Source organism: [Clostridium] celerecrescens 18A, from assembly GCF_002797975.1.
GTDB classification, from domain to species: Bacteria; Bacillota; Clostridia; order Lachnospirales; family Lachnospiraceae; genus Lacrimispora; species Lacrimispora celerecrescens.
The window spans coordinates 1,793,999-1,814,394 of sequence record NZ_PGET01000001.1 but is presented as its reverse complement, the minus strand read 5'-3'; the positions used below and the strand labels follow the sequence as shown (position 1 = coordinate 1,814,394).

18 protein-coding genes are annotated in these 20,396 nt (G+C 40.8%); 16 read left to right on the top strand and 2 right to left on the bottom strand.

Going from position 1 to position 20,396, the window contains the following annotated elements; all coding sequences use genetic code 11:
* Window positions 1-219 precede the first annotated feature (219 nt).
* From H171_RS08585 to H171_RS08520, 14 genes are all read left to right on the top strand, one after another.
* A complete protein-coding gene (locus H171_RS08585; RefSeq protein WP_100304758.1) occupies window positions 220-1,566 on the top strand; it encodes an ABC transporter substrate-binding protein in 1,347 nt (448 codons plus the stop codon).
* A gap of 112 nt (window positions 1,567-1,678) precedes the next feature.
* Window positions 1,679-2,575: a carbohydrate ABC transporter permease gene (locus H171_RS08580; protein WP_166433670.1), complete on the top strand. Its 897-nt coding sequence runs from the start codon at window positions 1,679-1,681 to the stop codon at window positions 2,573-2,575.
* A 12-nt stretch (window positions 2,576-2,587) separates the two neighbouring features.
* A complete protein-coding gene (locus tag H171_RS08575; protein WP_100304757.1) occupies window positions 2,588-3,415 on the top strand; it encodes a carbohydrate ABC transporter permease in 828 nt (275 codons plus the stop codon).
* A 67-nt stretch (window positions 3,416-3,482) separates the two neighbouring features.
* The gene (locus tag H171_RS08570) at window positions 3,483-4,661 is read left to right on the top strand and encodes a glycoside hydrolase family 88 protein (RefSeq protein WP_100304756.1); all 1,179 of its coding nucleotides are present in this window, start codon (window positions 3,483-3,485) and stop codon (window positions 4,659-4,661) included.
* Window positions 4,662-4,688: 27 nt separating this feature from the next.
* Window positions 4,689-6,077, top strand: a complete 1,389-nt coding sequence (locus H171_RS08565) for a sulfatase family protein (RefSeq protein ID WP_100304755.1) — start codon at window positions 4,689-4,691, stop codon at window positions 6,075-6,077.
* Window positions 6,078-6,397: 320 nt separating this feature from the next.
* Window positions 6,398-7,852: a sulfatase-like hydrolase/transferase gene (locus tag H171_RS08560; RefSeq protein ID WP_100304754.1), complete on the top strand. Its 1,455-nt coding sequence runs from the start codon at window positions 6,398-6,400 to the stop codon at window positions 7,850-7,852.
* Window position 7,853: 1 nt separating this feature from the next.
* Entirely contained in the window at window positions 7,854-9,650 is a 1,797-nt protein-coding gene (locus H171_RS08555; protein WP_242976915.1) for a sensor histidine kinase, read from the top strand.
* A complete protein-coding gene (locus tag H171_RS08550; RefSeq protein WP_100304753.1) occupies window positions 9,647-11,161 on the top strand; it encodes a response regulator transcription factor in 1,515 nt (504 codons plus the stop codon). The genes H171_RS08555 and H171_RS08550 overlap by 4 nt, the downstream gene beginning before the upstream one ends.
* An 8-nt stretch (window positions 11,162-11,169) precedes the next feature.
* Window positions 11,170-12,663 carry a sulfatase gene (locus H171_RS08545; protein ID WP_100304752.1) on the top strand — a complete coding sequence of 498 codons (1,494 nt, stop codon included), beginning with the start codon at window positions 11,170-11,172 and terminating at the stop codon, window positions 12,661-12,663.
* Window positions 12,664-13,042: 379 nt separating this feature from the next.
* A complete protein-coding gene (locus tag H171_RS08540) occupies window positions 13,043-14,125 on the top strand; it encodes an ABC transporter substrate-binding protein (RefSeq protein ID WP_100304751.1) in 1,083 nt (360 codons plus the stop codon).
* Between the two features lie 11 nt (window positions 14,126-14,136).
* Complete coding sequence (locus tag H171_RS08535) at window positions 14,137-14,922, top strand: ABC transporter permease (protein ID WP_100304750.1); 786 nt, start codon at window positions 14,137-14,139, stop codon at window positions 14,920-14,922.
* Window positions 14,923-14,924: 2 nt separating this feature from the next.
* Window positions 14,925-15,713 carry an ABC transporter permease gene (locus tag H171_RS08530; protein ID WP_100304749.1) on the top strand — a complete coding sequence of 263 codons (789 nt, stop codon included), beginning with the start codon at window positions 14,925-14,927 and terminating at the stop codon, window positions 15,711-15,713.
* The gene (locus H171_RS08525) at window positions 15,689-16,468 is read left to right on the top strand and encodes an ABC transporter ATP-binding protein (RefSeq protein ID WP_100304748.1); all 780 of its coding nucleotides are present in this window, start codon (window positions 15,689-15,691) and stop codon (window positions 16,466-16,468) included. Before H171_RS08530 ends, H171_RS08525 begins: the two co-directional genes overlap by 25 nt.
* Before the next feature lie 11 nt (window positions 16,469-16,479).
* On the top strand, window positions 16,480-17,229 hold the full coding sequence (locus tag H171_RS08520) for an ABC transporter ATP-binding protein (protein WP_025232984.1): 750 nt from the start codon (window positions 16,480-16,482) through the stop codon (window positions 17,227-17,229).
* A 104-nt stretch (window positions 17,230-17,333) separates the two neighbouring features.
* On the opposite strand, the gene H171_RS08515 is transcribed toward H171_RS08520, so the two are convergent.
* Complete coding sequence (locus H171_RS08515) at window positions 17,334-18,083, bottom strand: LytR/AlgR family response regulator transcription factor (protein ID WP_100304747.1); 750 nt, start codon at window positions 18,081-18,083, stop codon at window positions 17,334-17,336.
* Window positions 18,084-18,097: 14 nt separating this feature from the next.
* Entirely contained in the window at window positions 18,098-19,408 is a 1,311-nt protein-coding gene (locus H171_RS08510) for a sensor histidine kinase (protein WP_100304746.1), read from the bottom strand.
* A gap of 180 nt (window positions 19,409-19,588) precedes the next feature.
* Between H171_RS08510 and H171_RS08505 the strand changes: the two genes are divergently transcribed.
* Window positions 19,589-20,155, top strand: a complete 567-nt coding sequence (locus H171_RS08505; RefSeq protein ID WP_100304745.1) for an accessory gene regulator B family protein — start codon at window positions 19,589-19,591, stop codon at window positions 20,153-20,155.
* On the top strand, window positions 20,155-20,301 hold the full coding sequence (locus H171_RS08500; protein WP_100304744.1) for an exodeoxyribonuclease V subunit alpha: 147 nt from the start codon (window positions 20,155-20,157) through the stop codon (window positions 20,299-20,301). Before H171_RS08505 ends, H171_RS08500 begins: the two co-directional genes overlap by 1 nt.
* The last annotated feature ends 95 nt before the right edge of the window (window positions 20,302-20,396 follow it).

Genomic DNA, 20,396 nt, shown 5'->3' with positions numbered 1-20,396 from the left:
CCTTTATTACACAGAAATTCAACGAATATAAAAATTAATCTTAAAAAAGTATAAGAATCTAAATAAAGTATATGTTTGGAATCATGAAAAACGGTTATGAGTAAAAAAAATAATAGAATTATGCAAATCGTTTATTTTGATATTGCCATAAATCTGTTATTCTTATACCACAAAGAACACATACGCGCGTAGTTCTAAAAAAAGGGAGGTTTCAATCTAATGAGATTAAAACGAGTTTTAGCTATGGTGTTAGCAGCCGGAATGGTATGCGCATCTTTAACTGCTTGTGGTGGCAGCAAAACAACTGAGAGCAGTGCTGCAGGTTCAACTGAAAAGACAGAAACAACAAAATCAGATGAAAAAGCACAAAGCACAGGAGAAAAGAAAGTACTTTCCGTTACTACATGGGACTATGATACATCACCCACATTCCAGACGGTAGTTGATGCTTACATGGCAAAACATCCGGATGTTGAAATTAATGTTATTGATACATCAGCCGATGAATACAACAATTCCCTTGGAATCAGCTTATCTGCAGCTCAGCCGGATCCAGATGTAATCTGGGTAAAAGACATGGGTTCCATGCTTCAGATGGCAGATAAAAATCAGCTTCTTCCTTTGGATGATTTCATGAAGAAAGATAATTTGGATTTATCCATTTACAATGGTGCAGCAGAGCAGCTTCAGTATAACGGAGCTACCTATGGACTTCCATATCGTTCCGACTGGTATATCTTATACTACAATAAAGACCTTTTTGATGCGGCAGGCGTTCCTTATCCATCAAATGATATGACTTGGGATGAGTATTATGATCTTGCAGCAAAGCTGACTTCTGGTGAAGGCAGTTCAAAGGTTTATGGCGGACATAACCACACCTGGCAGGCACTTGTATCAAACTGGGCTGTTCAGGATGGCAAACACACAGTTGTTGAAAAGGATTATTCCTTCTTAAAGCCATGGTATGAGCAAGCTCTTGCTTTACAGGATAATGGTTATATTCAGGATTTCTCTACTTTAAAGACAGCAAATATCCATTATTCATCTGTATTTAAAAATCAGCAGTGTGCTATGATGCCTATGGGTTCCTGGTTTATTGCAACTATGATCCAGTCTCAGGCATCTGATGAAACTTCCTTTAACTGGGGCATTGCAAGGATTCCACATCCTGCTGATACAGAAGCCGGTTACACGGTAGGAGCTCTCACTCCTGTTGGAATCAGTGCTTATACCGATGAACCTGACTTATCCTGGGATTTTGTGAAGTTTGCAACCAGCGAAGAAGCAGCTAATATTTTAGCTGAACAGGGCGTATTTACCGGTATCCAGACAGAAGAGTCATTAAAGACCATTGCTTCTGCACAGTTCTTCCCAGAGGGAGATTCAAATATTGAAGCACTGACTTATACTCACTATATATTTGACCGTCCTTTAGATCCAAAGATTACTGAAATCAAAACTGTACTTGAAGAAGTTCATGAGATGATCATGATTAAGCAGTATACTGTTGATCAGGGAATCGAAGAACTGAACAAGCGTGTTGCGGAGATCAAGGGCTGGTAAAAAATTGATTGCCCGGAGAGCGCCTTTTCTAATCATATGGCAAGGCGCTCTTTTTGTGGCAAAAAGCAGGTGAAAAGGAGGTTAACCCTGTATGAAAGAATCAAAAAAGACAATGAAGTCTCATCAAATGAAGGCAATCCGAAGTAACCTGATTGGTTATTCCTTTATTCTACCCAATTTAATCGGATATGCAATTTTCGTATTTATTCCCGTTATCTTTTCTTTTGTTTTAAGTGTTATGAAATGGGATGGGTCCCGTACCCCCATGGAATTTGTAGGATTAAGTAATTTCGTTCAGATTTTTAATGATAGGATTTTTGTTCAATCCTTTTTTCACACGATTCAATATGCACTGCTTACTGTATTACCAACCTTAGTGCTGGCACTTTTACTGGCAGTTTTGTTGAACCATAAGTTAAAGGGAATCGCAGTTTTCCGTACAGCATTGTATTTCCCTTATATTGCTTCCATCGTAGCAGTAGGTGCGGTGTGGAATATGCTGTTCCAGCCGGATTTTGGACCAATCAATGAATTTCTGAGATTCATCGGCATTTCCAAGCCCCCCAGATGGGTTGTGGATGTGAAATGGGCCATGGTGGCTATTTCCATCGTAAGCGTATGGAAATACATGGGATACTATATGATCGTGTATCTGGCAGCGCTTCAGGGAATCTCAGGTTCTCTTTATGAAGCAGCAGGAATTGACGGAGCCAACGGCTTCCAGAAGCTTCGTTATATTACCATTCCTATGCTGACTCCAACCACATTCTTCGTATTGATCATGCTGACCATCCAATGCTTTAAGGTATTTGACCTCGTATACGTAATGACAGGCGGAGGTCCTGGTAATGCCACTAAGACTCTGGTCAATTATATATATGAAAAGGCGTTTACAAGCTGGGAGTTTGGACCGGCAAGCGCTGGCGCACTTGTTCTGTTCTCAGTAGTCCTTGTTGTCACCCTGATTCAGTTTGCTGGTGAAAAGAAGTGGTCTAAAGATTTGATGTAAGGAGGGAAAGCGATGAAAACAAAAACTAAGAGTTTGAACATTTTTCTGTATCTGGGATTGATTGCTTTATCCCTTTTTATGCTGGTGCCCTTTTATTGGATGGTGATTTCTTCCTTAAAGCTTAATAAAGACGTATTTTCCATACCTATGACGTGGTGGCCGGAATCGATGCATTGGGAGAACTACAAAATCATCTGGAAGAAGCTGCCCCTTGTGACCTTCTTTTTCAATACCGCCAAGCTGACGGTCATTACGACCGTAATCCAGCTGTTCACCAGCTGCTTTGCTGCTTACGGTTTTACGAAGACACGTTTTAAAGGCAGAGATTTAATATTCCTTATGTATGTTACGACCATAGCCGTTCCATGGCAGGTTTACATGGTTCCCCAGTTTATTCTGGTTTCCAAGCTTGGGCTTAACAATACTCACTTAGGATTAATCCTGATGCAGGCCTTTTCCGCATTCGGCGTATTTTTAATCCGGCAGTTTTATATCAGCATTCCTGACGAATTATGTGAAGCAGCCAGGATTGATGGATTAAACGAGTACGGTATATTTGCTAAAATCGTATTTCCTCTTGGTAAGCCGGCAATGGCAACCCTGACCATTTTTACCTTTACGAATGTATGGAATGATTTTATGGGACCATTGATCTATTTAAAGACAAAAGAATTAAAGACCATTCAGCTTGGTATCCGGATGTTTATATCCCAGTTCGGAGCGGATTATGCATGGATCATGGCAGCCTCTGTATGCTCTTTGATCCCGGTCATCATTGTATTCTTAAGCTGCCAGAAGTTCTTTGTTGAGGGCGTCGCAGCCAGCGGAATCAAAGGCTAAGCTGATACACCCTATAGGTATACCTTTATGTCCAAAAAGATGGACAACAGGAGGAAAGGAGAGGCATATGGCACAAACATTGGAACAAATAAAAACCTATCCTGGAATGGAAGAGGGCATGGTTCAAAAAGCTCTTGATGATGCGGTAATGATCGTCAAAGAAAACCTAGCAGTATTTACGGATAAATTCCAGTCTTCCAACAGTTTTGACGAATTTTATGAAGCAACAGAAAATGTAGAATGGACAACAGGATTCTGGACAGGAGTGATCTGGCTGGCTTATGAGCATACCGGCGATGAAGCGTTCCGGAAAGCGGCAGAAGTACAGGTAGAAAGCTTTCTTGACAGAATTGAGAATAAAATTGATGTAAACCATCATGATATGGGATTTTTATTCAGCTTATCCTGCGTGGCAGCCTATAAGCTGACCGGTAATGAGCATGCAAAAAAGGCGGCTCTATTGGCAGCGGACCATTTGGCGGAACGTTACCGGGAGAAGGGAAAATTCCTTCAGGCCTGGGGAAATCCGGGAGAACCGAAGGAATACAGGCTGATCATTGACTGTCTGTTAAATCTTCCATTGCTTTACTGGGCAACAGAAGTGACGGGAGATCCTTCTTATGAAGAAAAGGCGGAAAATCATATAAGAACTGCTATGAAATGCATTCTTCGTCCTGATCATTCCACTTATCATACTCATTTCTTTGACGTAGAGACCGGGGAACCGACCTATGGCGTGACCCATCAGGGTAATCGCAATGGCTCCGCATGGGCCAGAGGCCAGGCTTGGGGCATATATGGAATCGCCTTAAGCTACCGGTACTTAAAAAATACAGAATACATGGATCTGTTCTGCTGGGTAACGGATTATTTTATCGAACACCTGCCAGATGATCTTGTTCCTTACTGGGATTTTGACTTTGACTCGGGAAGCACGGAGCCGAGAGATTCCTCCGCTTCTGCCATTGCTGTCTGCGGAATCTTAGAAATGGCAAAATATTTAAAAAAAGATAAAGCTAAGGTATATTTAGATGCGGCTGACCGCATGCTAAGGGCACTGGTAGATCATTGTGCCAACAAGGATTACAATAAATCCAACGGACTGCTGCTTCATGGCACTTACGCCAGGGATTCCAAGGAGAATACCTGTACGAACCGTGGCGTGGATGAGTGCAATACCTGGGGCGATTATTTTTACATGGAGGCTCTTACCAGGCTTTCAAAGGACTGGGAGCTGTACTGGTAAGAACTGTGGAAGAATAAGGAGAAAAAAATGAAAACGAATCTGCTGTATGTTTTTGCCGACCAGTGGCGGGCTCACGCCATGGGATTTATGAACATGGACCAGGTGGTGACTCCAAATATTAACTCCTTTGCCCAGGAGAGCATGAGGTTTACCAATGCTTATAGTACGTTCCCCTTATGTTCTCCTCACAGAGCTTCCCTGATGACAGGGAAATACCCATTCCGTGTAGGGATGTGGACCAATTGCAAGATAGGACTGGAAGAAAAAGTCATGCTAAGGCCCCAGGAGCTCTGTATCGGAGATGTACTGAAGGCCGAAGGATATCAAACAGGTTACATTGGCAAATGGCATCTGGATGCTTCAGAGCTTAACTTTTCCTCCAATCCTAAATCGGGCGCAAAAGACTGGGATGCCTATACACCGCCTGGAGAGAGAAGACATGGATTTGACTACTGGCTGTCTTATGGAGCCTGGGATGACCATTTGGATCCTCATTACTGGCAGGATGATGAAAAGCAAATAAAACCCGGAAAGTGGTCTGCGGAATTTGAGACAGATAAGGCCATTGAGTATATGGAAGCCAGGAAAGAAGAAGAGCAGCCTTTTGCGCTGTACTTATCCTATAATCCGCCCCATCTTCCCTATGAACTGGTACCGGACCGGTATTATGAGAAATTTAAGGATTTAGAAGTTCAATACCGGAAAAACGTACCGGAAGAGATGAGGGAAAAAGGCGGACTGCTTGAAACCCAGACCAGGCAATATTATGCTGCAGTCCATGGAATCGATGAACAGTTTGGTAGAATCCTTCAATATTTAAAGGACCATAATATGGAGGAAAATACCATTGTCATCTTATCTGCGGATCATGGGGAAATGCTTGGTTCCCACGGTCTGATGAGTAAAAATGTCTGGTATGAGGAGTCCATCCATATTCCTCTTATGATCCGTCAGAAGGGAAGAATTAAGGCTGTGGACAATGACGGAATCTTTGCAAGTCCGGACCATATGCCGACCATTTTGGAACTTCTGGAGCTTTCCATACCTGAAACGTGCGAGGGTTACAGTCATGTGAAAGGTATGTTCGGAGAAGATGAGAACGAACCGCAGGATATGTTGATCTGTTCCTATCCAGGCGGTGCGGATGCGGTAAAGGCGTTTTCCGACAAGGGGCTCACCCATAAGGCTTATGGCTGGAGAGGCATCAAGGATAAACGTTATACCTATGTCATTTTTAACGGCTATGCTCCTGGAGAGGAACAAAAGGAATATCTATATGATAATATGGAAGATCCTTACCAGATAAATCCGGTACTGTTGGAGCCGGACTGCCAGAGAACAGAAATTCTTGCATACCGGGAAAAACTTAAAAATTACCTGTGTAAGACAGAAGATCCGTTTTTGTGGGACAGGTAAAATTAAAAGAATCAGGGATTGATATTTAAGATCATGCCAAACTTACCATGAAATAGAAAGAATCAATTAGGCACATACTATTAGCGTCGGACTTTTTCCGGCGCTTTTTATGTGCCTTGACCCAATAGAGCATGCAAAGTGCAGATATCTATGCAACCCGCTAAGCGGCATAGACGATGGTCTTAACTATGGTCAGGAGATGCTTTTGTATAAAATGCGACATAAAAATGCATCTTTACAATTGATTCTACATCATATATACTAAAGATAAATGTTCGACTTGCCGCAGCTATTATAACCTAATAGTAAGGAGAACAAAAATGAGTAAAAATAAACCCAATATCATTTTTATATTATCGGATGATCAGGGTGCCTGGGCTATGGGCTGTGCCGGGAATCAAGAGATACTTACGCCCAACCTGGACAGGCTGGCAGCAGAGGGGATCCGCTTTGACAACTTCTTTTGTGCTTCCCCTGTTTGTTCCCCAGCCAGGGCTTCTCTTTTAACCGGAAGAATTCCATCACAGCATGGGGTCCATGACTGGCTTCGTGACGATAATAAAGAACAGGAGGATATAGAATATCTGGCGGGTCAGACCGCTTATACCGATGTATTGGCTCGGGAAGGTTATGTATGTGGTCTGTCCGGTAAATGGCACGTTGGCAGGAGTTCTGTTCCTCAAAAGAGTTTTACACACTGGTTTGCGCACAAATCTGGCGGAGGCCCTTATTATAATGCTCCTTTTTATAAAGAAGGACGACTAATCTATGAATCCGGTTATGTCACTGATGTGATAACCGATGATGCCATATCTTTTATCAAAGAAAACGCAGGCAAGCAATCTTTTTATCTTCATGTAGGCTATACGGCACCTCATTCCCCATGGGTTAACAACCATCCAAAAGAATACACAAAAATTTACGAGGACTGTTCCTTCTTGTCATGCCCTATGGAGGAAAAGCATCCGGATCATATTTATTTAACAGAAGAGGTTATGAAGGATTTAAGGGCTAATCAGATGGGATATTATGCAGCAGTCACTGCAATGGATCAGAATATCGGCCGTATTCTTGATGAGCTTGATCGTCTGGGTATCAGAGAAGAGACGCTGATAGTGTTTTCCAGCGATAATGGATTCAGCTGCGGACACCATGGTTTCTGGGGAAAAGGCAATGGTACCTTTCCGATCAATATGTATGAATCCTCAGTTAAGGTTCCTTTTATTGCCAGCCAGCCTGGCAGCATTCCTCAGGGTATGGTAAACACTTCTCTTGTTTCCGCTTATGATTTTATGCCAACTCTGCTGGAATATGTCGGAGCAGAGGACAGTTTCACGGATCATCTTCCTGGCAGAAGCTTTCTTCCGGCTATGATGGGACAACCCTTTATTCAGTCAGAATCTATTGTTGTATTAGATGAATATGGGCCGAACCGAATGATACGGGGAACCAGATATAAGTTTATCAAACGTTACCCTTATGGACCCAATGAACTCTATGATTTAGAGAAAGATCCGGTAGAGAGGAGCAATCTTCTTTTATCTGAAGACGGGGAAGCGGCAACAATTAAAAATAAACTGAATTATGAATTGGAGCAGTGGTTTTTAAAATATGTAAATCCGGAGATTGATGGTGCGAAAGAAGCTGTATACGGTTCCGGGCAGATCAATCTGGCGGGAGTCTGGAGTAAGGAGAAAGAGTCTCATAGCTGTGATGATTATATTAAAGAAAAACTGCAGAAAACTAATTGTAAAGATGAAAAAGGAATGGAATAAAATGAAAAAGGGATTTAGTACCCTTAAGGCACAGCTGCGCCTGGGATATGGGCTTACGTTTGCCTTGATTTCCCTTCTTTTTGTTATGTTTTTATTCCTAGGGATCAAAAGCCTTATGCTGGATCAGATCGGACAGAGCAGACTGGATGTATTAAAACAGATCTCAGAACGATCCAATACCATAAAAAGCAATACGATTACCATATCCAATCTTTACCGCTATGATGAGCATATGAGAAGCTATCTGTCTGAAGAAAAGGATCAGTTCCTGGAAAGCAGGCAGAAGGCCATCAATTATCTTGATGAGTTAAAAAAGACCTATGACCAGGTTTTTCATGATATAGGTCTGAATTATGATGTGGTCATTCTGGGCAATAATGGTTTTCAGTACTCCTCAAGGGGGAAAGGGGATTATGACTTTCAGGGATTAGAAAGCCAGTTATGGTACAGGCAAAGCTATGATTCTGAGGATGATATGGTGTTTATCAGCAGTTTTCGGGAAAAGTTTGACAGCACAGGCTTAGATAATCCTTATGTATTCGGTGCATTTCGTCAGGTCATGGATCAGGAGGGCAATATACTTGGTACGATCCTGGTTAATATAGATGAAAAGTATCTGGAGGGTTTATATAGTTCTGTAGAGGAAAACAGCAACTTTTATATTTTTGATAAAAAAGGAAATATAGTATCCAGCAGAGATAAGGATTTGCTTGGCAAAAACTTCATTGGGGTTAAAAACTTCAGACAGTTTTATGGAATAAATCAGTACAATATGATTAGGAAACTGGGGCAGGATTATCTGCTGTCCAATTATTATGATCCTGAAACAGGATGGACAATTGTAGAGGAGATGCCTTGTTCTGTGATTTTTAGGCCTCTCCATCAGGCCATTGCCATTCTGCTCCTGCTTTTAAGCTTCTGCATTTTTGCAGGAGCGGGAGCTGCTTATTACTTATCTGGCAGAATATCAAAGCCGATCCAGAAGCTGTGCAGTCTGATGGATCAGGTACGGCAGGGTGATTTTGATGTGATCAGTGACATTAAAGGCTATGAAGAAGTCAATCAATTGAAAGACAGCTTTAATGAGATGGCAAAAGAGATTAAAAAACTGATGGAAAGTGTAAAGCAAAAAGAAATAAAAAAGCGGAAATCTGAGCTTGATTTTCTCAGGGCCCAGATCAATCCCCATTTTCTTTATAATACCCTGTTTTCTATTCAGTGCATGATTGAACTGGGAAATAACAAGCAGGCGGTTTTAATGATGTCAGCTTTTATAGACCTGCTAAAGAGGACCTTGTCAGTAGATACGGATTTCATTTTGTTGGAGGAAGAGTTTGAAAATACGAAAAAATACCTGGTACTTCAGCAGATCCGCTATGGCGATAAAGTGCATTTTGAATGTGAAATAGAAGAAAAGACAAAGGGGTGCCTTGTGCCTTCTCTTATTATACAGCCAATCGTGGAAAATGCTATATTTCATGGACTTAATGCAAAGGAGGAGCCGGGGCTTATTGTGGTCGAATCTGCCATATACGGAGACTGTCTTTTGATTACTATTTCCGACGATGGAGTTGGTCAGAGCGATGAGGAACTTATACAATTGAGAAATCAGCTGGAGGACAGAGAGTACCATACCGGAGGTTCCATTGGCATTTTAAATGTGTTAAATCGAATCAGAATCAATTTTGGAGATTCTTATGGGCTTCTTGTGGAAAGCGAATCAGGAATCGGGACAACAGTTACTTTAAAGCTTCCTGTTATAATGAGAGAGCATATCAATGAAGAGGATTTCGCATGAAAATACTGATTGTAGATGATGAAAGAATGATTTGTGAGTGGCTGCAGTTTTGTATTCAGAGCTATCCGGGCTGTGAACTGGCAGGCTGTGCGCATAACGGAGAGCAGGCTCTGTCAATTTATAAAGAAAATGAGGCTGATGTCGTATTCACAGATATAAAAATGCCTCTCATGGGAGGTTTAGAGCTTTTAAAGGAGATTAAAAAGTTAAATCCCAGAACGATCGTCATATTACTGACTGCTTTTGCAGATTTTGATTTGGTGCGGGAAGCCATTCGCCAGGGTGGTGACGATTATCTGCTGAAAACAGAGATGAATCAACAGTCCTTTCAGGAGATGCTTTCTAAGCTGGAACTGCAAATAAAAAGAGCGGGTACGAAAGAAGTTCGTGGAGAAACGGAGAGTACAGGACAGCAGCACTCCATAATCAGTGATATTTTAAGAAAAGACGGACCATTGGAAGAGGATGATATCAGGCAGCTGAGAGATTGTAATATCAGATGGAGGGATGGAGGACTGTTTTCCATTGCTGTCTGGAAACAGGATTTAATGAAAGATTTTGTCCTGCCACAGAACGCCTGTGTCCGTCATGTAGCCAGCTTTGAGTATGACAGATATACCTATGTGATTATTGGTAATCTGGCAAGGGATTTAACCGAGCTTAAGAAGAATCAGATCTTGTATGAGTATGCATCTGCAATTGTATTAAATAACGGCTGTATGGCAGGAGTCAGCACCATAACGGACCGTTTATGCAATGTGCCCGATGCTATTGTTCAGGCGGTTTATGGTCTTGGAATGGGATATTATGAAGGGAAAATAAAGGTTTGGCAAGCTAAGAGCAGTGGAAGTGAAATCAGAAAAAAGGAATCAAAGTGGGAGTCTGTTTTCCGGAAGAAAAGACGGGAATTATATGATGTGCAAGGTGACAAATTTTATGGAAGAACGGAAGAAACCATGGAAGAAGCCAGGAATGATACAGGGGTTCCTATCAGTGGTTTTACCTCCTTTTGCTGTGATGCAATGGAAATGGCATATATGCGGTTTGCAGAAGAGGACGCACAGCTGATGCACCATATGCTTTTAGAAGAAAAAAGCCGGGTCTATAGAACCACAGACTATGCAGAAGCCAGGTGCAAAGTTTTGGAGTTTATCAGAAATGTGTTGGCATATCAGGATGTGGATGAAAGACGATTGTCCAAAGGAGTATCCGCAGCCGTTGATTATGTGAGAAAGCATTACAGCGAAGCTATCAGCCTGGAAATGGTTTCCCAGGAGGTCCACTTAAACCCGGAATATTTATCCAGAATCTTTAAGGAAGAGGTGGGCTGTACCTATAGTGCCTTTGTCTCTGAGATAAGGCTTAAGAAAGCTGCTTATTTGCTGTCCCACACAACAGAACGTGTTCAGAAAATCGGGGAAGCGGTGGGATATCCTAATGTGAGTTATTTTTCCACAACCTTTAAAAAACGTTATGGGGTCAATCCCTATGAATACAGAAGAGGGGAGTAAAAGAAATCATGAGAGTTTTGATGGTCATGTTTGATTCATTAAATAGAAATATGCTGGAGTCCTATGGAGGAAGATTTGCAAAGACTCCTAATTTTAACAAACTGGAAGAACATTCGGTAACTTTTGACAATTGCTATGCCGGCAGCCTTCCCTGTATGCCTGCGCGGCGGGAACTGCACACTGGGAGATATAATTTTCTCCATCGAAGCTGGGGGCCATTGGAGCCCTTTGATGATTCCATGCCTGAGCTGTTAAATCGCAATGGCATTCATACCCATATTGCTACCGATCATTACCATTATTTTGAAGATGGCGGAGCAACCTATCATACCAGATACAGAACGTGGGAAGGATTCCGTGGACAGGAGGGGGATGCATGGAAAGGGGTTGCAGGAGAGAACAGGGCTCCAAAGGAATATAAAAACCGGTGTGATGGAATTGCTGACAGCTGGGAGCACAACTGGGTCCCCCAGGATTTTATTAACAGGTCCTATTTAGATACAGAAGAGAAGCAGCCCCAGAGTAAAACCTTTGAAGCCGGTAAAGAATTTATCAGGACCAACCACAATTCAGACCAATGGTTTTTGCAGATAGAAACCTTTGATCCCCATGAACCGTTTTTTACTCATGATAAGTTTAAAAAACTGTTTCCCCATACTTATAATGGGGCCGTTTATGACTGGCCGGATTACAGAAATCTTAATGAGCGTGATACACCAGAGGAAATTCTTCATTTGAGGTCAGAATATGGAGCCCTGTTGTCTATGTGTGATGAAAAGCTGGGTGAGATCCTGGATCTGATGGATGAGTATCATATGTGGAAGGATACTATGCTTATTGTTAATACTGATCATGGGTTTCTTCTGTCAGAACATGGGCAATGGGCCAAATGCCACTGCCCGTTTTATAATGAAGTGGCCAGGATTCCTTTGTTCATATGGGACCCGGTCACTGGAAATAAGGGAAAACGGGTAAAAAGTCTGGTGCAGACCATTGATCTGCCTGCAACCATATTGAAACAATTTGGGCTGGAGCTTCCAAAAGATATGGAGGGAATTCCCCTTCAGTCTGTACTTCAGGAAGATAAAGCCATACGGGAAGCTGCTCTTTTCGGAATCTATGGAGGCCAGATCAACTGTACAGACGGACGCTATGTTTATATGAGAAGTCCTGTAAATTATGAGACGAAGATCTATCAGTATACTCTGATGCCAACTCGCCATGGAGGACGCAGGGCTTTTATAAAAGAGGAAGAGTTAAAGCAGATGACTTTGTCAGATGGATTTTCATTTACAAAGGATCTGCCTGTTATGCAGATTCCCTATGGCAGAGAAGCCGGGCAAAATACATATCCTACGATGTTGTTTGATTTAGAAAAAGATCCGAATCAGGAATCGCCCATTGAGGATGAAGCAGCAGAAAAAAGAATGATCCATTTCATGAGAAAACGTATGAAGGAAAACCAGTGTCCTTTGGAGATGCTGGAACGATACGGATTCTAAAAAGAGGGGATGATATTGTATGACCGCCAGCCGTTAACTGAGCGGTCATCTTTTTTATGTAATAGAAATTCTGCAAAATGGCTGGAAAGGTGCAGCCGCAGGAGGAGAATCCTGCAGCAACAGTATTCTGTCAAAATATCAAAACAAATGTCAAAATTGGAAAAGTCAACAATTTCATTTTAGCAAAATCCATCCGAAAAGCAAAAGAAAAATAAAATAATAAAAAAACAGAGGTACTATGGCTATTATATAATCATAATACAAGAAGGAAATACGAAAAAATAAAGAGTTGGTTGCGGCAAGTCGGAAGAATTCGTATTTCCATTTGTAAACAGGATAGGGGAAAATGCTAGAAACTATTATACGAGGAGGATGTAATATGAGAAAAAGCAAAAAAGTAATGAAGGTTGCAGCAGCGGTTCTGGCTTTGTCCATGGTACTGGCAGCTTGTGGAAAGGGAGGCGGAAATGCTTCTGTTCCATCAGAAGGAAACGGTGGAAATTCAAGTACAGAGGCAGCAGGAGATTTGCCTGTATTAAGAGTTGCTATGATGCCATTTATCACCAGCCTGCCCACAGAGTATATTAAGAAGAATAAGCTGGATGAAAAAGCTGGTTTTAAAATGGAAACAGTCATGTTTGCAACAGGTGCACCTATGAATGAAGCATTGGCAGCAGATTTATGGGATGTTGGAGCAATGGGTGCAGCAGCAGTGACAGGTGTTGCCAATTATGACATGATGATTATAGGAGAAGTTCTGGAGTCTACAGATGGTCTGGGAGTATTTGTAAAGCCTGATTCTGCTATTGCAGGTGCTAAGGGCTACAACCCTTCTTACCCCAATGTACTTGGCAGTCCTGAGACTGTAAAGGGAGCCACAATTCTCCTGCCAATAGGAACAGCACAGCATTTTACCACATTAAAATGGCTGGAGAAGCTGGGGCTTGGAATTACAGATGTAAATATTGTTAATATGGATACCGCCCAGGCTTATCAGGCCTTACAGGCAAATCAGTGTGATGCCGTAGCTCTTAACGTTCCCACATTTTTTGAAGCAGTGGATGACGGTATGGTTCAGGTAGGCAATCTGGCTGATCTTGGAACCAGATATGTAGATATGGTAGTTGCTAACAGAAAAGCAGTGGAAGGAAAACCGGAACTGGTTCAGAAATACATGAACTGTATTATGGAGGCCTGTAAGGCACTGAATGAAGATACTGATATGGCCGCAGATCTGATGGTGGAATTTTTAAAAGAAGCAGGTGCAGAGACCACAAGAGAAAGCTGTGTCAGTGATTTAGGCAGAGTTCAGTTCATCACAGCGGAAGACTGGAGCAATCGTGATCTGGGCAGCTTTGCCAGGGAGCTTGGCGAATTCTATATAAGCCTTGGTCAGCTGGAGCCTGAGCTCATAGATAAGTTTGACAAAAATATTGATCCGGAATTCGTTAAAAACAATTAGGAGGAATGGAAATGAAGAAGGAGAAAGCAAAATATAAATACTGGCTGATGTCAGTATGTTCTGTTCTTACTGTGCTCTTTATCTGGGAGCTGGTAACCGATATTTTGCACCTGATCTCTCCCATGATGCTTCCCAGTCCGGCAAAAGTACTGAATACATTTCTATATAAACTAACAGGAGGGGTCAATCCAGATGGAGCGACCCTTCTCCAGCATATAGGAGCCAGTATGAAAATAGCACTGGGAGGTTATACCGTTGGAGTAGTCATTGGGGTGCCTCTGGGGATTGCCATGGCATGGAGCAGGAGATTTGAGATGTTTGCCAAGCCATTGTTTGATGTAATACGTCCCATTCCCGCCCTTGCCTGGATTCCTCTGATGATTCTGTGGCTGGGAATTGGTTACTGGTCAAAGGTTGGAATTATATTTTTTGCAGCTTTTATCAGTGCTACCATCAATGCTTATGCAGGGATCAAGAGAACCAGCCGGGTTCATTTGTGGGTTGCGAGTACCTTTGGTGCTACTAATAAGCAGATGTTATTTAAAGTGGCTATTCCAACTGCGCTTCCAATGATTTTTACAGGGTTAAGGCTTGCACTGGGGTCCTCCTGGGTTGCACTGGTGGCAGCAGAGCTTCTAGCGGCAACAAGAGGTCTGGGCTATATGATTCAGGTAGCAAGAATGCTGGGACGGCCAGATGTGATTTTAGTAGGAATGATCACAATAGGAGTGATTGGTTTTTTGTTGTCCTATATACTGGAAAAATTGCAGACTAAGTTTGTAAAGGGAGGGAAATAGCCATGGCAGCCAGATTGTTCAGAAAAAATGTTGCAGTTTTTATGACTGTGATTGCCTTTGGATCTCTGCTGCTTTTATGGGAACTGGTAGCCAGGTTTACAAATGCCAGAATGTTTCTCCCTCCTGCCTCAGAGATCATTATTAAATTCTTCGAAAGCTTTACTGTCCCCATTGGCAGGCATACGATGATGGTACACATTGGTGTCAGTCTGTACAGAGTGGGTGTTGCTTTCTTTTTCGCAACTCTTACCGGGATTACTTTGGGAGTTTCAATGGGGTATTCCAGAACAGTAGAAGCAATTGTAAAGCCCATCTTTGAATTTATTCGTCCGATACCGCCTCTTGCCTGGATCCCTATGTCAATTCTGTGGTTTGGGCTTGGAGATCAGAGTAAATTCTTTATTATTTTTCTGGGGTGTTTTTGTTTTATTACAGTGAATACATACGATGGAACGAAAAATGTAGATCCTGTTTTACTGGGAGCTGCCAGAATGTTAGGCGCATCAGAGCGTCAGGTGTTCTTTCGTGTTGTTCTTCCTTCCTCGGTTCCGTATATTTTCGCAGGTCTTCAGATTGCGATTACAGCAGGCTGGTCCGCGGTAGTAGGAGCTGAAATGGTACGGTCCGATGAAGGTGTCGGCTGGTTAATCGTTATGGGAATGACCAATGGAAATACCGTTCAGATTATGGTTGGAATGCTGGCAATCGGCCTTGTTGGATATATTCTGGCTACTGCCATGGCAAAGCTGGAAGGGAGGTTATGCATATGGAATCAGCAGCAGGGACTTTAACAGGAGTGCTACAGTGCAGTCACGTATCCAAGGAGTTTGACAGCTTTGACGGTACCGGCAAGAATCTGGTATTAAAGGACATTGATTTTTCTGTTAAGGAAAATGAATTTCTGGTGTTATTTGGACCGGGACAGTGCGGAAAAACCACTTTGCTTAACATTTTGGCAGGTTTAGAGCCGGCCACTTCCGGAGATGTGTTGGATCATGGAAAAAAAGTGACTGCCCCTGCTCCAAAACGAGGAGTTGTTTATCAGAAAACAGCATTATTTCCATGGCTTACAGTCATGGGAAATGTGGAATTTGGGCCGAAGGTCCGTGGATTTAAGAAAGAGGAGATAAAAAAGATTGCAGATCATTATATAGATCTGGTAGGTCTAAAAGGGTTTGAAAAAAGTTATCCCTCCCAGTTGTCAGGCGGTATGAGACAAAGAGTCGGAATTGCCAGAGCTTACAGCAATAATCCCGATATTATGCTGATGGATGAACCTTTCGGCCATTTAGATGCCCAGACCAGATATATGATGGAGGAAGAGCTTCAGAGAATCTGGCAGAAAGAAAAGAGAACGGTTATCTTCGTTACCAATAACATTGAGGAAGCGTTGTTTCTGGCAGACCGGATCATCCTGATGACCAACTGTCCTTCTGCCATTAAGAAAGAATATAAGATTGATCTGCCTCATCCCAGAAGTTATGTTGACTCTGAATTCCTACGATTACGGCAGGAGATAACAGAAAATATGGACAAATCGCTGTAAAGGAGGAGTTTATGGAAGATAAAAGAGAAACAAAAGTTAAGGTAATGAATCTGACAAAACAGTTCGACCAGCTTCTTGTTCTGGATGACATATCCTTTGACGTGAAAAAAGGAGAATTTCTTTGTATCGTAGGGCCTACAGGCTGTGGCAAGACAACATTTCTAAACAGCCTCACTAAGCTTTATCAACCCACAAAAGGGGAGATATTAATTAACAATGAACCTGTAGATTTAAAAAAGCACAGCATTGCATATATTTTTCAGGAATATTCAACGATGCCGTGGCTTACGGTAGAAGAAAACATCCGGTTTGGTCTGGACATTAAGCATACTTCAAAAGAGTTGGCGGATCAGAAGGTGGAGGAGTATTTAGAGGTGGTAGGACTAACGAAATACCGTAAATACTATCCTGATCAGCTTTCAGCAAGTATGCTCCAGCGGGTAGTCATCGCCAGAGCATTTGCTACAGAGCCGGAGTTATTGTTAATGGATGAACCCTATGGGCAGCTGGATATTGAACTTCGGTTTAAGCTGGAGGATGAGCTGTTAAGCCTGTGGAAACGAAACGGGACAACTGTTATTTTCATTACCCACAATATCGAAGAGGCAGTTTATTTAGGGGAAAGGATTCTTGTTCTTACAAATAAGCCTACAACGATAAAAACAGAGATCAAAAACGATCTGCCAAGGCCGAGGGATATTGCTTCTAAGGACTTTGTGGAATTACGGAATAAAGTGACGGATTTAATTAAGTGGTGGTAGGATTTGTTTAACGATCATACATCAAAAGCAGCAGCTCCATTAGCATTCTCTAAAGGAATGACAGGGGCTGCTTTTTTTAACTGTGCTGCAATTGCCCAGCGCATCTATTTAATATGAATGTTATTTAAAGCTTTCTGCACTTTTCCCATCATACGAATCGATACGGAATAGGTTTCTTTATTATTCATATGAAGTATAGCATTTTCCTTGGAATACTTTAATACATGTTTCATATTTATAATGGTGGAACGGTTGCATTGGCAGAAACCGGAATTCAAGGTTGCATGAAATTCTTTCAATGAGCCTGAGATCTGACGTATTCCGGTTTTGGTATGAACGATGATTTTGTGGGAATCGTCGCTGGTCGTAATTGCTACAATGTCATTTTGATCCAGAACCAGTGAATCTTTATCCAGCTTTATGGATAAAAGACGATTGGAGGTGTCAAGCTGAGCCTTATAATTTCTTTCTGCATTTTGTATACATGAGCAAATCTGATCTGGTAAGGTTTCTGTTTCATCTTTTGTAATGAAGTCCATTGCTTCCACCTTATATCGGAAGGTAAGAATAGCCATTTCACTGTGAGTAGTTACAAAGACAACATATCCCCTCGGATCATATTTACGTATTTCCTGAGCCAGTTCAATTCCATTTTTATTTGACTGCAAATCAATGTCCAGAAAATAAAGTCCGGTGGTGTTGGAGCGCTTTCGCATGGAAAGCAGTTCTTCCGGGTTTGAGGTTGCGCAATAAAGCATGGATTCTGTCTGATTTATTATCAGATATTTTTCTATGATGTCTTTCCAGCGGCTTAATTGCCTGTTATCATCTTCACAAAGGTATATGTGGATCATTTTTGTACTCCCTATTAATCATTATGCATTAGGATTAATTCTTGTGTAAAATAAGGTTCTTCATATGTAGTATTCCAGATAGTATTTTCGTAATTTTTTAAAATCATATCTACGTTAAAAAGGCCGATTCCTCTATTCTCACCTTTTGTTGAAATTTCGTGACTGCGAAGCTCTGATATCGCATACGTTGGAGGGAGTGCGGTGTTTTGAATGATGAGATGGAGATCCTTCTCTTTATAAAACATGCAGAAGCGCACTTCTTTTTCTTTTGTTTCTATAGAAGCTTCCATAGCATTATCTAAGAGTATGCCTAGAATTCGGGAGAGGTCAAGGCAATCCATGTTAAGATCATTAACAGGTTCAATCAGTTCTATTTCCGTTTTGATGCCTATTTCCATCATATATACGAATTTGGAGGATAGCAGGCTTTTTAAGGCAGTATTTTTAATGTTGGAGAGAGTTCCCAATTTGGTATCTGATTCTGTAAATGCATGGCTGATAGGTAGAATTCTTTCTCCGTAATATTCCTTTAGACCTACCATATCATTTTCTTTCATAAATCCTGACATGGTAATAAGTATGTTCATGTAATCATGCTTAAATTTGCGCATAATTCCATAAGATTTTTCTAGGCGTTCCGCATAAGTACGGAGATTTTCAAACTGTGCCATGCGGTGTTTATAGGACTGTTCACTTATGGTAATCTTATAGACTGAATACATGAGCAGGACTGTGATTGAAAATAAAAAGATAAAGATGATTCCATTTACTGCGATAACACCGTAGTTATAGCCAAGACGCTCTCCGTAAGAAAAATTAAAGATATAAAACAACACTAAAAGAAATAGGTCAATAAAAATCGCTTTCAACAGATGACGATTGGTTAAATATTGAGAAAGTTTCAATTTTTTGTGAAAATACCAGCCTATCAATTTTGTTGTTATACCACAATACACACAATAAACCCAAGAAAAGATTATGATTGCTTGACCATTATTCGAAAAGTCGGTTATATCTATTTTTAGAAAAAAGGTCATTATCCACATAAATAAGTAGCTGAAAGAAATACTATAAAGGTATCCGAATAAATAGCATGATAGACTTAGATAATGATTATTGGTAAAGCAATAAACTAAAAGTATTATGCCAGAAAAAGTGAAAAACGAGCCAGATTGACCGTATATTCTATTAAAAAAATAGAGTGTACCAAAAGCATATAAAAATATAATAATTCGTTTGAGAATAGATATTTTATTAGGAAGCAAATGTACACAAAGAAAATAGGTACATAAGGCTCCTGTAAGTGTATAGGTAAAATAAGTCATGTTGTATCTCCTCGCCCGTAGATGTATGTTTATATTTTACATTGTTGTAATTGGAAAGTAAAGGGAATTGTATGAAAAGCAAATGCATTTAACGCTTAGGAAGAAAAACACTACGGAAATTGCAAAAATATTTTGTTGGCCTAAAGATATGGTAGTATAAGGTCAAATGGTGGTGATAAAATGAGTATTAGCAGAATTGCTGTTGGTTTTTGCGACTGGTTGAATAAAGTAAGCCCCAAAAGTCAAGAAGAAAATAAAGTGATTCAATATGGAATGGAACTATTACTTGACAATGTTATTAAGCTTATTATTATCTTTCTTATAGGAGTTGTCTTAGGAAAAGGATTTGAGACACTTGTTGTATTATCTGCATTTTGCGGATTAAGATTACAGGCTGGCGGTATTCATGCTAAAACGGGTTTGGGCTGCGGATTTAGTATGATGCTGGTTTGGGCATTATCAATTTTAGGAGATGTCTTCTTTGAAATAAAAGTGTTACTTTTGCCGTTTATTTATATAGTTTCCGTTATTATTATTGTTTGTTGCGTTCCACGTACAATAAATATCGAACACTTTAGTTCACAAGATAAACTAATTAAGAAGATACATTCCATTATTGCCTTAACGTTGATGATGGGAATTGCATATTTAAATCCGACCCTTAGAGGACTTATTATTTATCCAGTTATTTTGGAAGTCTTAACTTTACTTCCTAAAAATAAAATAAATGTTAAAGGAGAGAACTAATGATGAAAAAGATGGTAGTAGAAGAATTACAGAAAGTATTAGTAAAAGTATCTCTTAATTCTATAGGGAGAAGTTTTCCTGCTGGAATCTATGAGAGAAAAATTCCGGAAGCAGTGTTAAAAATGCATAATGATAATACTAAATAAGGAATTGACGAGAAAAAGAATTTTGGTTTTAAATTTAAGTGCAGATTGTCCGGTATGAGTTATATAATGATAATGTATTCATTATAAAAAGAAAA

Coding starts and splice junctions, on each gene's coding strand:
- H171_RS08575 (WP_100304757.1), top strand. CDS start 2,588: ATGAAAACAAAAACTAAGAGTTTGAACATTTTTCTGTATCTGGGATTG.
- H171_RS08515 (WP_100304747.1), bottom strand. CDS start 18,083: ATGATCCACATATACCTTTGTGAAGATGATAACAGGCAATTAAGCCGC.
- H171_RS08525 (WP_100304748.1), top strand. CDS start 15,689: ATGGAATCAGCAGCAGGGACTTTAACAGGAGTGCTACAGTGCAGTCAC.
- H171_RS08580 (WP_166433670.1), top strand. CDS start 1,679: ATGAAGTCTCATCAAATGAAGGCAATCCGAAGTAACCTGATTGGTTAT.
- H171_RS08550 (WP_100304753.1), top strand. CDS start 9,647: ATGAAAATACTGATTGTAGATGATGAAAGAATGATTTGTGAGTGGCTG.
- H171_RS08565 (WP_100304755.1), top strand. CDS start 4,689: ATGAAAACGAATCTGCTGTATGTTTTTGCCGACCAGTGGCGGGCTCAC.
- H171_RS08570 (WP_100304756.1), top strand. CDS start 3,483: ATGGCACAAACATTGGAACAAATAAAAACCTATCCTGGAATGGAAGAG.
- H171_RS08520 (WP_025232984.1), top strand. CDS start 16,480: ATGGAAGATAAAAGAGAAACAAAAGTTAAGGTAATGAATCTGACAAAA.
- H171_RS08545 (WP_100304752.1), top strand. CDS start 11,170: ATGAGAGTTTTGATGGTCATGTTTGATTCATTAAATAGAAATATGCTG.
- H171_RS08530 (WP_100304749.1), top strand. CDS start 14,925: ATGGCAGCCAGATTGTTCAGAAAAAATGTTGCAGTTTTTATGACTGTG.
- H171_RS08555 (WP_242976915.1), top strand. CDS start 7,854: ATGAAAAAGGGATTTAGTACCCTTAAGGCACAGCTGCGCCTGGGATAT.
- H171_RS08505 (WP_100304745.1), top strand. CDS start 19,589: ATGAGTATTAGCAGAATTGCTGTTGGTTTTTGCGACTGGTTGAATAAA.
- H171_RS08560 (WP_100304754.1), top strand. CDS start 6,398: ATGAGTAAAAATAAACCCAATATCATTTTTATATTATCGGATGATCAG.
- H171_RS08535 (WP_100304750.1), top strand. CDS start 14,137: ATGAAGAAGGAGAAAGCAAAATATAAATACTGGCTGATGTCAGTATGT.
- H171_RS08500 (WP_100304744.1), top strand. CDS start 20,155: ATGATGAAAAAGATGGTAGTAGAAGAATTACAGAAAGTATTAGTAAAA.
- H171_RS08540 (WP_100304751.1), top strand. CDS start 13,043: ATGAGAAAAAGCAAAAAAGTAATGAAGGTTGCAGCAGCGGTTCTGGCT.
- H171_RS08510 (WP_100304746.1), bottom strand. CDS start 19,408: ATGACTTATTTTACCTATACACTTACAGGAGCCTTATGTACCTATTTT.
- H171_RS08585 (WP_100304758.1), top strand. CDS start 220: ATGAGATTAAAACGAGTTTTAGCTATGGTGTTAGCAGCCGGAATGGTA.